Raw genomic sequence first — 12315 nt, forward strand, 5'->3', positions numbered from 1 at the left:
GTCAGGCTTGCCGCTCAGAATAGTTCTGATCGATCCATTGCTGATAGCTACCACTCTTGACGTGCGCTACCCAAGGCTGATTATTCAGGTACCACTGCACCGTCTTACGGATACCGGAATCGAATGTCTCTTCCGGCACCCAACCCAACTCCCTTTGAATCTTGCTGGCGTCGATTGCATAACGCTGGTCGTGACCCGGACGATCCTGGACATAGGTAATCAGTTGAGCATGCGGACGATGCGGGGAATGAGGGCACAGCTCATCCAGCAGTGCACAAACCGTATGGACCACTTCAAGGTTTTTCTTCTCGTTGTGACCACCGATGTTATAGGTTTCGCCGATCTCGCCTTCAGTTACGACCTTGTAAAGTGCGCGGGCATGATCCTCTACATACAACCAGTCACGGACTTGATCGCCCTTGCCGTAGATGGGCAAAGCCTTGCCTTCGAGCGCGTTCAGGATAACCAGGGGAATCAGCTTTTCCGGAAAATGGCATGGGCCGTAATTATTCGAGCAGTTGGTTACTACGGCTGGAAGGCCATAAGTTCTGCTCCACGCCCTAACAAGATGGTCTGAGCTTGCCTTGCTTGCGGAATACGGAGAGCTCGGCTGGTATGGAGTCTGCTCGTTGAAAAGATCTTCAGGGCCTTCAAGATCGCCATACACTTCGTCAGTCGAAATGTGATGAAACCGGAAATTCGTCTGAGCGGTCGCGTCCAGAGCTTTCCAGTATTGGCGGACTACTTCCAGTAGGGTGTATGTACCGACGATATTAGTCTGGATGAAGTCCGATGGACCGCTGATTGAGCGATCAACATGGGATTCTGCAGCTAAATGCATGACGGCATCGGGTCGATGCTCATCAAATACACGCTGTAACTGTGCAGCGTCACAAATATCGACACGCTCGAAAGCATATCGGTCACTGTTCGCGCTTTCGCCTATTGACTCGAGGTTTCCGGCATAAGTCAATTTATCCAAATTGACCACCGAATCCTTGGTGTTGGCGATGATATGACGGACTACTGCCGATCCAATGAATCCTGCGCCACCGGTTACTAAGATTTTCAACATGGTCTCCTTAAACTCGATTAGCGATTTTATGTACGCTACCCGTCATCAATGCTTACGTACTGACCACTCGCGATACACTTAGGGTCACGACTACCAGGTCATGCACCTGCTTGTTCCAGTACCTAATTCGAATTGCCGCGCTGCCACTTAACAGAATTAGATCCTAATCAACCCGATTTCTGCCTGATAGCAGTTTACACTTGTTACGAACGTGCAACGGTGACGTCGTGTCCCCAGGCCCTCTATGTGGCCAGCAACCATATCAAAAAACCCGATTTTTTGGCGATATAAAAGATTAGCTTACCCCCTAAATCCTGCAACGGATTCAGAACTCCCACCTCTGCGTTTAAGCAGGAAATGCCACAGCAATGCAAAAGCGGATCCTAGCAAACCGCCAATAATGAGCCCTAAAAATATAATCAAGACCTTCTTCGGTTTGATCGGCGAAAGAGGTAGATCCACAACACCGTCATGGCGGTATACTGCGATATCAAATTTCTCGGCCGCCAGTTGCTGATAGAAGTTAGCGTCCTTTTGCAATTTGCGTAACCCAGGAGTGAATGGGTCGTCCGACTCGCGAGCCTCAAGGTTTTTTAGCTCCGCCTCTAAAGCCTTGCTACCGCGCATATAAGTGTTTTCTTCGAACATGCCTCCGGCCAGTTTATCCGTACCGCTACCGGCAAATACAACCGTCTCTTCTAGTCCACTGGATTTCGCGATAGCCAATGCTTCACGGATCTTGCTGATATCGTCTTGCCGCACTCGACGACCTGACTCTCGTAGCGTCTCGATTTCCAATTGGATGTTCCGACCCAGAACCAGGGCCTCTTTTTTGGCATTCTGAGCTAACTCTCGCGCAGTGCTATCACCTACTTGGCGGACGTAGAGATCTACCCACTCCATGGCGCGCTCGGGAGTGGAGCTTTTCAGAGAGACTGACCAGCGCCCTTCCCCTCCGTTATCAGCCTTTACTATCGTCATGTCTCTGGAAAAAGATTCATACAACGCGCCGTGGGGAACATCTACGGAATCCGGCAGCACAGATGGTAAATAGTTTGATTCGAAAAATGCACGTCGCTGTGAGTCAGATTGAAGATTGTTCAAGAATACTTTGTATACCTGATCAACAGAAAAAGGTTTGAGATCAGATCTATCCGCTCGGCCAAAGTTTAGGTTGGCAATATCGTTTACTGTTGGTGGAGAAATGTAATATTTCGACTCATAGACAGGTGCAGAGAGAAACGCGTATGCGGTTGCTAGTAGTCCACATCCCAGAGCTGCAGCGACAACTAGCCATTTTCGACTCCAAACCGCAACAAAAATTTCAACAAGATCTAGTTCAACTGAAGAGTTAACTGTGCTATTACTGTTTTGCATAAGATTATTTAACCCTTCAAGTAATACGATCTTTCACTGTTATGATAAAAATCTTCAAGCCACCATCTTTCCCCTGTGCGCTGATTTTCCTGTGATTGGTACCATCTACGGAAGAATGGAACCCGAGGACAGTGGCGGCGCCGGAGTCCGCAATCAGCTCGAAATAATAACACGGACGATGTCAGGTTTCCCGGCCAGAAACGATCTGGCCTGGTCAGCTCCCTTCTAGTGACCCCGTCCTGCTTTTCGACCGAGAAGCCACGCCACCATCGGCCCAACCACCATCCCGACTAAGAGAGCCAAAATCACATAAGCGGCGATTGGCATCTGCACGGTAGACCAACCTAGGAAAACCAGTGATGCTGGCTGACGATTTTCCAAGGTAAAAGCCACTACCATTAAAATCAGAAACAACACAAATACCGCCAGCGCTACACGCTTGAACTTGTGCACATTCCACCTCGCCCTAAACTTGAAAATGAACGCCGTCGCTCTCCTCTTCCTCATTCACCCGATCCCGCAGCTCCTTCCCCGGCTTGAAATGCGGAACAAACTTCCCATCCAGGCTAACCGACTGCCCCGTCTTAGGATTCCGCCCAACCCTTGGCGCGCGGTAATGCAGAGAAAAGCTACCAAACCCCCGAATCTCAATCCGATCCCCGGTGGCCAGGCATTGGGACATCTGTTCAAGCATGGTCTTGATGGCCAGCTCCACATCCTTGGATGAGAGCAGCCCTTGATGGGTGACAATTCGTTCGATCAACTCCGACTTCGTCATATTTTTCCCTTCTTTTTCAAGCAGCTAGGAAAATCGCTACCAAGGTTTTAGCATGACCGGATGAATTTGAACAGTCCGACTTTCTCCACGCTACCGCCAGCAGTGCGTTGCCCAATTACGGGGCGCTGAACCGCTATTCCTTCGCTAGATTTATTTGCACATCACCAACATGGTCCGGGTTACCAGGCCTGCCGGATTGAAGCCGAATAGGTATTCGTCTTCATCCTTGGCGTCATCTGATCGCGTCACCACTTTGTAGCCTGCGCCTTTGCATTCCTTGGCTGCGCGCTTTTGGCACTTTTCCCACCCTGAGCCCAAGCCTGAGCAATCGACTTCGATACCGCTAACCCCGCGCACCGAGTGAGTTTTGGCACTTGTGGCACAGCCTGCCAATGTCAGTAGAACCAATGTGACAATGAGCTTGTTCATTCACTTCCTTATCGGGCGCTCTGCCCGACTGGCGTTTACTTCAGGCTATAGAGTAGCTGCAAATAAGCATTTGATCCTGTTAAAGAAAGGGACCGTTTTTTTGGGGGGATGGTTCAGTGTTTGGGGTTGTTGTGAGGACTGGAGTTGAACGGGGGATCGGGGGATTTGACGATCAAAGATTAGATCAAAAGATCGCAGGCTGCGCCAGCTCCTACAGGGGGTAATGGTAAATTGAGGGCATGAAAAAGGGCGACCGAAGTCGCCCTTTTTATGGTCTGACAGAACTTAGTTCTGTTTTTCCATTTGTGCACGCAACAGGTCGCCCAGAGTGGTAGGACCAGCAGCGATGCTATCCGAAGGCTTGTCTTTCAAGCTTTGGATGGCTTCTTTCTCTTCAGCATCGTCTTTCGACTTGATGGAGAGCTGGATTACACGGCTCTTGCGGTCAACGCTGATGATCTTGGCTTCTACTTCCTGGCCTTCTTTCAGAACGTTGCGCGCGTCTTCAACGCGGTCACGGCTGATTTCGGAGGCTTTCAGAGTCGCTTCGATATCGTCGGCCAGAGTGATGATGGCGCCTTTAGCGTCAACTTCTTTCACGATGCCTTTAACGATTGCGCCTTTGTCGTTCTCTTGAACGTACTCGGAGAACGGATCGCTTTCCAGTTGCTTGATACCCAGGGAGATGCGCTCGCGCTCTGGGTCAACCGACAGGATAACGGTGTCCAGCTCGTCGCCCTTCTTGAAGCGGCGAACGGCTTCTTCGCCCACTTCGTTCCAGGAGATGTCGGACAGGTGAACCAGACCGTCGATGCCGCCGTCCAGACCAATGAAGATACCGAAATCGGTGATCGACTTGATGGTGCCGGAGATTTTATCGCCCTTGTTGAACTGGCCAGAGAAATCTTCCCATGGGTTAGATTTGCACTGCTTGATGCCGAGGGAGATACGACGACGCTCTTCGTCGATGTCCAGAACCATAACTTCCACTTCGTCGCCGACTTGTACGACTTTCGAAGGGTGGATGTTCTTGTTGGTCCAGTCCATTTCGGAAACGTGTACCAGGCCTTCAACGCCTTCTTCCAGCTCAGCGAAGCAGCCGTAGTCGGTCAGGTTGGTTACACGAGCGGTAACGCGAGTGCTTTCTGGGTAACGGGCTTTGATAGCAACCCATGGATCTTCGCCCAGTTGCTTGAGGCCCAGGGAAACACGGTTGCGTTCGCGATCGTATTTCAGAACCTTGACATCGATCTCGTCGCCAACGTTGACGATTTCCGATGGATGCTTGATACGCTTCCAAGCCATGTCGGTAATGTGCAGCAGGCCATCGACGCCACCCAGATCGACGAATGCGCCGTAATCGGTGAGGTTCTTGACGATACCTTTGACTTGTTGGCCTTCCTGCAAGGATTCCAGCAGAGCTTCGCGCTCGGCGGAGTTCTCGGCTTCCAGGACGCTGCGACGGGAAACGACAACGTTGTTGCGCTTCTGGTCCAGCTTGATGACCTTGAATTCCAGCTCTTTGCCTTCCAGGTGCGTGGTGTCGCGCACTGGACGAACGTCAACCAGAGAACCTGGCAGGAACGCACGGATGCCGTTAACGTCGACTGTGAAGCCGCCTTTAACCTTACCGTTGATAACGCCCTTGACCACTTCTTCGGCTGCGAAGGCTGCTTCCAGAACGATCCAGCACTCGGCGCGCTTGGCTTTTTCACGGGACAGCTTGGTTTCACCAAAGCCGTCTTCAACCGAGTCCAGAGCAACGTGAACTTCGTCACCGACATTGATAGTCAGATCGCCAGCGTCGTTGTAGAACTGCTCAAGCGGGATGAGTGCTTCAGACTTCAGGCCAGCGTGAACGGTTACCCAGCGAGCTTGGTAATCGATATCAACGATAACACCGGTGATGATGGAGCCTGCCTGAAGGTTCAGGGTTTTTAGGCTTTCTTCAAAGAGTTCCGCAAAGCTTTCGCTCATTTTAATTCCTGAGTATAAGGGCGAAGAATACGCCCATCTCCACATCCCAGACGACGTGGGTTACGTTCATTTAAAGAAGCACCGCAGGACTATGACTGGTCCCCTGAAACGCTTCTTGGTCACCCGGCGATATCGCGGAGTGCGATCTCGCTCATGATGCGTTGCAACACCTGATCGATGGATAATTCCGTGGAATCCAGCTGAATGGCGTCAGCCGCCGGCTTGAGCGGGGCTACCGCTCGCTGGGTGTCACGCTCATCGCGTGCACGTATCTCATCTAGCAGACTCGACAGACTAACACCATCGACTTTGCCCTTCAACTGCAAGTAACGACGGCGCGCACGCTCCTCGGCACTGGCAGTCAGGAAGATTTTCAACGGCGCATCGGGGAATACCACGGTGCCCATGTCGCGCCCATCGGCGACCAGGCCCGGCATCTCCTGGAAGGCGCGCTGCCTCTGGAGCAAGGCTTCGCGGACCGCCGGCAGTGCGGCGACCTGCGACGCACCGGAGCCAACGCTCTCGGTGCGGATGATGTCGCTGACCTCGTCACCTTCCAGAATGATGCGCTGCAGCTGACCGTCGGTCGCCGCGATAAATTGCACATCCAGATGAGCGGCAAGTTGCTTGAGCAGCTCTTCGTTGGTCAGGTCGACGCCGTGGTTATGCGCGGCGAAGGCCAGCAAGCGATAAAGCGCACCGGAATCCAGCAGGTTCCAGCCCAGACGCTTGGCCAGGATGCCGGCGACCGTGCCTTTGCCAGAGCCGCTTGGCCCATCAATGGTGATGACCGGTGCGATATTTTTCACGATTGAGCCTCTTGTGCCACACGAATGCCAACCTGGGCGCACAGCGCGAGGAAGTTCGGGAACGAGGTTGCGACGTTGGCGCAGTCATGGATGCGAATCGGCGCCGTGGCGCGCAGCGAGGCAACGCTGAACGCCATGGCAATGCGGTGATCGCCGTGACCGTGCACTTCGCCGCCGCCGATCAGGCCGCCGTCGATGATGATGCCATCCGGGGTCGGCTCACACTTGACGCCCAGTGCCAGCAAGCCATCGGCCATGACCTGAATGCGGTCCGATTCCTTGACGCGCAGCTCTTCGGCGCCGCGCAACACGGTGCGCCCTTCGGCACAGGCGGCGGCCACGAACAGCACCGGGAATTCGTCGATGGCCAGTGGCACCAGCGCTTCGGGAATTTCGATGCCTTTGAGTTTAGCCGCTCGCACGCGCAGATCCGCTACCGGTTCGCCGCCGACTTCGCGCTGGTTTTCCAGGGTGATGTCAGCGCCCATCAGACGCAGGATGTCGATGACGCCGGTGCGGGTCGGGTTGATGCCGACGTGCTCAAGCACCAGCTCGGAACCTTCGGCAATCGACGCCGCCACCAGGAAGAATGCTGAAGACGAGATATCGCCCGGCACTTCAATGTGGGTAGCAGTAAGTTTGTGTCCGGATTCGACCGACGCGGTGGCGCCTTCAACGCTGACCGGGTAGCCGAAGCCACGCAGCATGCGCTCGGTGTGATCGCGGGTCGGTGCAGGCTCGGTGACGGTGGTTTTGCCGTCGGCGTACAGACCGGCTAACAGCAGGCAGGATTTAACCTGGGCGCTGGCCATCGGCATGGTGTACGTCAGGCCTTTCAGTTTGTTGCCGCCACGGATGACCATCGGCGGACGACCTTCGGCAGCGGTCTCGATCACGGCGCCCATTTCACGCAGTGGATTGGCCACGCGGTTCATCGGACGCTTGGACAGCGAGGCGTCGCCGGTCAGGGTGCTGTCGAAGTTCTGCGCCGCCAACAGGCCGGACAGCAGGCGCATCGAGGTGCCGGAGTTGCCCAGATAGATCGGGCCCGGCGCCGGCTTCAAGCCATGCAGGCCGACGCCGTGAATGGTCACGCGGCCGTGGTGCGGGCCTTCGATCACGACGCCCATGTCGCGGAAGGCTTGCAAGGTCGCCAGAGCGTCTTCGCCCTCAAGGAAGCCTTCGACTTCGGTGACGCCTTCGGCGAGGGAGCCGAGCATGATCGAGCGGTGGGAAATCGATTTGTCGCCCGGTACACGAATCCGCCCAGTCAGGCGGCCACCAGGTTGTGCCAGGAAAATCAGGTCGTTGGAGTTCATAGCGTCCACATAGGCCCGGCGGGCCAGGATTTTACTGAAATGCTCGCGGGCAACCCGTGCGCGTGTGAACACGCCCAACAATTGGTGCCCATCCCCTGCATCGACCGCGTCGCGCAAGGCGTCGAGGTCGCTGCGAAATGTATCGAGTGTGCGCAGGACAGCTTCGCGGTTGGCGAGGAAGATGTCGTGCCACATGACCGGGTCACTTCCCGCGATTCTTGTGAAATCACGGAAACCGCCGGCAGCGTAACGGAAGATCTCAAGGTTTTCATTGCGTTTGGCCAATGAATCGACCAAACCGAACGCCAGCAGGTGCGGCAAATGGCTGGTCGCCGCCAGCACTTCGTCGTGACGCTCGACCTGCATGTGCTCGACATCGGCGCCCAATTCGCGCCACAAACGGTCAACCACTGCGAGTGCGGCCGGATCGGTCTGATCCAGCGGTGTCAAAATGACTTTGTGGCGACGGAACAGTTCGGCGTTGGAAGCTTCCACCCCGCTCTGCTCGGACCCGGCAATCGGATGGCCCGGGACGAAACGCGGCGGCATGCCCCCAAAGGCCTCGGTGGCAGCGCGCACGACATTGCCTTTGGCACTGCCGACGTCGGTGAGAATCGCCGAGCCCAAATCCATCGCCGCCAGACGTGCGAGCATTTTTTCCATGGCCAGAATCGGCACGGCGAGCTGAATCACGTCGGCGCCCTGACAGGCAACAGTCAGGTCTTCTTCGCAGCGATCCACCACGCCCAGTTCCACGGCCAGCTTGCGCGACTGCGGATCGAGGTCGACGCCGACCACTTCGCGGCACAGGCCACTTTCACGCACACCTTTGGCGAACGAACCGCCGATCAAACCCAGACCGACCACCACCAGGCGACCGATCATAGGTGCAGCAGGTTGCACTGTAGTGACATCAACCACGAGCCAGAACCTTGGTCAGCGCCTCAAGGAAACGCGTGTTTTCCGACGGCAAGCCGATGGTGATGCGCAAATGGTTCGGCATGCCGTAGTTGGCCACCGGGCGCACGATCACGCCTTCACGCAGCAGACCCTGAAACACAGGCGCAGCGACCTGGCCGAGATCAACGCAGATGAAGTTGCCCTTGGACGGAATCCAGCTCAGCCCCAGCTCTCGGAAACCCGCTTGCAGCTGTTGCATGCCCGCTTCGTTGAGGCGACGGCTTTCGGCCAGGTAATCGGTGTCTTGCAGTGCAGCGCACGCTGCGGCGAGGGCCAGGCTGTTGACGTTGAACGGCTGACGCACGCGGTTGAGCACATCGGCCACCACGGCAGTCGACAAGCCATAACCGACGCGCAAGGCCGCCAAACCGTACGCCTTGGAGAAGGTCCGCGAGACCAGCAGGTTCGGGTACGCCGCCAGGTAATCGAGACCGTCCGGCAAATCGCTGCCTTCGGCGTACTCGATGTAGGCTTCGTCCAGCACCACCAGCACGTGGGCCGGAACGTCCTGCAGGAATTCGTCCAGGGCTTCGGCGCCGAACCAGGTGCCGGTCGGGTTGTTCGGGTTGGCGATGAACACCACGCGGGTGTCGGCATCGATCGCGGCGAGCATGGCCGACAGATCGTGGCCCCACTCCTTGGCCGGGATCACTTTGGCGGTAGCGCCCACGGCTTGCGTGACGATCGGGTAGACCGCAAACGCGTGCTCGCTGAACACCGCGTTCAGGCCTGGCGCCAGATAGGCGCGCGCGACCAGCTCGAGAATGTCGTTGGAACCGTTGCCCAGCGTCACTTGATTGAGCTCGACACGGCACTGCTCGGCGAGCAAGGTCTTCAGCGCAAAACCGTTGCCGTCCGGGTAACGGGTCAGCTCGGCCAGTTCATCACGAATCGCGTTGAGTGCCTTCGGACTGGCGCCCAGCGGGTTTTCGTTGCTGGCCAGTTTGACGATGCTCGCCGGATCGATGTCCAGCTCGCGCGCCAGTTCGTCCACGGGTTTGCCCGGAACGTAAGGCGAAAGTTGTTGTACGCCCGGCTGCGCCAGAGCGAGGAAGTCGCCACTCATTTGCTACCCCTTAGAGAACGGCTTTCGGGTAGGAACCCAGCACTTTGAGTGCTACTGCTTCCTGACTGATCTTTTCCAGCACACCTTTGATCAATGGATCGCGGTGGTGACCGACGAAATCGATAAAGAACACGTAGGTCCATTTACCGCTGCGCGACGGACGTGTCTCGATGCGCGTCAGGTCGATGCCATTGTCGTGGAACGGCACGAGCAATTCGTGCAGGGCGCCGGGCTTGTTGCTCATCGAAACGATGATTGAGGTCTTGTCGTCGCCGGTCGGTGGCACTTCCTGGCTGCCGATCATCAGGAATCGCGTGGAGTTGTCCGGGCGATCCTCGATTTTTTCGGCAAGACGGGTCAGCCCGTACAGGCCGGCTGCCATGTCACCGGCGATCGCCGCGGAATTCCACTCACCCTTGACCCGCTTGGCCGCTTCGGCGTTGCTCGACACCGCCACGCGCTCGACATTCGGGTAGTGTGCGTCGAGCCACTTGCGGCACTGGGCCAGCGACTGCGCGTGGGAATAGATGCGGCTGATGCTGTCGGTCTTGGTGTTTTCGCCCACCAGCAAGTGGTGGTGAATGCGCAACTCGACTTCGCCACAGATGACCATGTCGTGCTCGAGGAAGCTGTCCAGCGTGTGGTTGACCGCGCCTTCGGTGGAGTTTTCCACCGGGACCACGCCAAAATTCACCGCACCGGCCGCCACTTCGCGGAACACTTCGTCGATCGCGGCCATTGGCTTGCTGATCACCGCGTGGCCGAAATGCTTCATGGCCGCCGCTTGGGTGAAGGTGCCTTCAGGGCCGAGGTAGGCGACTTTCAGCGGCTGCTCGAGGGCGAGGCACGAGGACATGATTTCGCGGAACAGCCGCGCCATTTCTTCGTTGCCCAAAGGGCCCTGATTACGCTCCATCACGCGCTTGAGCACCTGAGCTTCGCGCTCGGGACGATAGAACACCGGCACTTCGCCTTCAGCCAGCGAGGCCATTTTTACCCGTGCGACTTCCTGGGCGCAGCGGGCGCGTTCGCTGATCAGCTCGAGGACTTTGGTGTCCAGCGCATCAATGCGAACGCGCAGTGCCTTGAGTTCTTGCTCAGACATTAGCCGTGTTCCTTCTCGAACTCTGCCATGTACGAAATCAGCGCGTTGACCGCTCCGATGTCGACGGCGTTATAAATGGAGGCGCGCATGCCGCCTACGGAACGGTGACCCTTGAGGTTCAACAGGCCACGCTCGTCGGCGCCGGCGAGGAACGGTTTGTCGAGACGGTCGTCCGCAAGGCGGAACGGCACGTTCATCCACGAACGGTCGGACGGGTTGATCGGGTTGCTGTAGAGGCCGCTGGCGTCGATGAAGCTGTACAGCGTGCGCTGCTTCTGTTCATTGAGCTTGCCGATGGCTTCGACACCGCCCTGCTCTTTCAGCCACTCGAAGACCAGACCGGACAAGTACCAGGCCAGGGTCGGCGGGGTGTTGTACATCGAACCGTTATCGGCCGCGACTTTGTAGTTGAGCATGGTCGGGCACAGGGAACGGGCCTTGCCGAGCAAGTCCTCGCGGACGATGTTGACCACCAGACCGCTCGGGCCGATGTTTTTCTGTGCGCCGGCGTAGATCATGCCGAAACGCGAGATGTCGACGGGGCGCGAAAGAATGTCCGAGGACATGTCGGCGACCAGTGGCACGTCACCGGTTTCCGGGATCCACTGGAATTCCAGGCCGCCGATGGTTTCGTTCGGCGCGTAGTGAACGTAGGCGGCGTCCTTCGACAGCTTCCACTCGTTCTGGCCGGGGATGGCGAAATAGTCGTAAGGCTTGGCGGTGGCGGCGACATTGACGTGGCCGTAGCGCGAGGCTTCTTCGATGGCTTTCTGCGACCAGATACCGGTGTCGATGTAGTCGGCGGTGCCGCTTTCCGGCAACAGGTTCAGAGGGATCTGAGCAAATTGCTGGCTGGCGCCACCTTGCAGAAACAGCACTTTGTAGTTCGACGGGATATTCAGCAGATCACGCAGATCCTGCTCGGCCTTGGTCGCGATGGACACGAACTCATCGCTGCGATGGCTCATTTCCATGACCGACAGGCCCTTGCCGTGCCAATCGAGGAGTTCACCCTGAGCGCGCTTCAGGACAGCTTCAGGCAGCGCCGCAGGACCGGCACAGAAGTTATAGGCTCTCTTGCTCACATCCAATCTCGCTCTGATTTGGTGGGTCGTGCAAACATAATCAGTCAATACAGATCCAGTGTGGTGACGGACTTCCTGTGGAAATCAGTCAACACAGATCCAAGGTGGAGACGGACTTCCTGTGGAAATCAGTCAACACAGATCCAATTTGGTGACGGACTCCTGTGGAAATCAGTCAACACAGATCCAATTTGGTGACGGACTCCTGTGGCGAGGGGGTTTACCCCCGTTCGATTGCGAAGCAATCGCAAACCTGTCACCCCATTCTCATGCGAGATATAGGCGGCTGGTTTTGGGGGCGCTTCGCACCCCAACGGGGGTAAACCCCCTCGCCA

Annotated in this window: 11 protein-coding genes; all 11 read right to left on the reverse strand. The window is 56.6% G+C overall.

The window, feature by feature from the left end; translation table 11 throughout:
- Nucleotide 1: 1 nt before the first annotated feature.
- Complete coding sequence (gene rfbB / locus DU29_RS0103875) at nucleotides 2–1072, reverse strand: dTDP-glucose 4,6-dehydratase (RefSeq protein WP_028620528.1); 1071 nt, start codon at nucleotides 1070–1072, stop codon at nucleotides 2–4.
- Nucleotides 1073–1375: 303 nt separating this feature from the next.
- Complete coding sequence (locus DU29_RS01000000129465; RefSeq protein ID WP_050483067.1) at nucleotides 1376–2452, reverse strand: LPS O-antigen chain length determinant protein WzzB; 1077 nt, start codon at nucleotides 2450–2452, stop codon at nucleotides 1376–1378.
- A 225-nt stretch (nucleotides 2453–2677) separates the two neighbouring features.
- Nucleotides 2678–2905, reverse strand: a complete 228-nt coding sequence (locus DU29_RS0103885; protein ID WP_028620529.1) for a lipopolysaccharide assembly protein LapA domain-containing protein — start codon at nucleotides 2903–2905, stop codon at nucleotides 2678–2680.
- 13 nt (nucleotides 2906–2918) lie between these two features.
- A complete protein-coding gene (gene ihfB, locus DU29_RS0103890; protein WP_028620530.1) occupies nucleotides 2919–3230 on the reverse strand; it encodes an integration host factor subunit beta in 312 nt (103 codons plus the stop codon).
- Between the two features lie 150 nt (nucleotides 3231–3380).
- Nucleotides 3381–3659, reverse strand: a complete 279-nt coding sequence (locus DU29_RS0103895; RefSeq protein ID WP_028620531.1) for a hypothetical protein — start codon at nucleotides 3657–3659, stop codon at nucleotides 3381–3383.
- Nucleotides 3660–3944: 285 nt separating this feature from the next.
- Nucleotides 3945–5636, reverse strand: a complete 1692-nt coding sequence (rpsA, locus tag DU29_RS0103900) for a 30S ribosomal protein S1 (RefSeq protein WP_028620532.1) — start codon at nucleotides 5634–5636, stop codon at nucleotides 3945–3947.
- Between the two features lie 119 nt (nucleotides 5637–5755).
- The gene (gene cmk / locus DU29_RS0103905) at nucleotides 5756–6445 is read right to left on the reverse strand and encodes a (d)CMP kinase (protein ID WP_028620533.1); all 690 of its coding nucleotides are present in this window, start codon (nucleotides 6443–6445) and stop codon (nucleotides 5756–5758) included.
- A complete protein-coding gene (locus tag DU29_RS0103910) occupies nucleotides 6442–8649 on the reverse strand; it encodes a bifunctional prephenate dehydrogenase/3-phosphoshikimate 1-carboxyvinyltransferase (protein ID WP_028620534.1) in 2208 nt (735 codons plus the stop codon). Before DU29_RS0103910 ends, cmk begins: the two co-directional genes overlap by 4 nt.
- Nucleotides 8650–8677: 28 nt before the next feature.
- A complete protein-coding gene (gene hisC, locus DU29_RS0103915) occupies nucleotides 8678–9790 on the reverse strand; it encodes a histidinol-phosphate transaminase (protein ID WP_028620535.1) in 1113 nt (370 codons plus the stop codon).
- 10 nt (nucleotides 9791–9800) lie between these two features.
- On the reverse strand, nucleotides 9801–10895 hold the full coding sequence (gene pheA, locus DU29_RS0103920; RefSeq protein ID WP_028620536.1) for a prephenate dehydratase: 1095 nt from the start codon (nucleotides 10893–10895) through the stop codon (nucleotides 9801–9803).
- Entirely contained in the window at nucleotides 10895–11980 is a 1086-nt protein-coding gene (gene serC / locus DU29_RS0103925; protein ID WP_028620537.1) for a 3-phosphoserine/phosphohydroxythreonine transaminase, read from the reverse strand. Before serC ends, pheA begins: the two co-directional genes overlap by 1 nt.
- Nucleotides 11981–12315: the final 335 nt, after the last annotated feature.

The sequence above is a fragment of the Pseudomonas sp. Ant30-3 genome (assembly GCF_000690905.1).
Taxonomy (GTDB): Bacteria; Pseudomonadota; Gammaproteobacteria; order Pseudomonadales; family Pseudomonadaceae; genus Aquipseudomonas.

Excerpts from the sequence above, each read along its gene's own strand:
- DU29_RS0103910 (WP_028620534.1), bottom strand. The coding sequence starts at position 8,649 with ATGATCGGTCGCCTGGTGGTGGTCGGTCTGGGTTTGATCGGCGGTTCG.
- pheA (WP_028620536.1), bottom strand. The coding sequence starts at position 10,895 with ATGTCTGAGCAAGAACTCAAGGCACTGCGCGTTCGCATTGATGCGCTG.
- ihfB (WP_028620530.1), bottom strand. The coding sequence starts at position 3,230 with ATGACGAAGTCGGAGTTGATCGAACGAATTGTCACCCATCAAGGGCTG.
- rpsA (WP_028620532.1), bottom strand. The coding sequence starts at position 5,636 with ATGAGCGAAAGCTTTGCGGAACTCTTTGAAGAAAGCCTAAAAACCCTG.
- DU29_RS01000000129465 (WP_050483067.1), bottom strand. The coding sequence starts at position 2,452 with ATGCAAAACAGTAATAGCACAGTTAACTCTTCAGTTGAACTAGATCTT.
- DU29_RS0103895 (WP_028620531.1), bottom strand. The coding sequence starts at position 3,659 with ATGAACAAGCTCATTGTCACATTGGTTCTACTGACATTGGCAGGCTGT.
- hisC (WP_028620535.1), bottom strand. The coding sequence starts at position 9,790 with ATGAGTGGCGACTTCCTCGCTCTGGCGCAGCCGGGCGTACAACAACTT.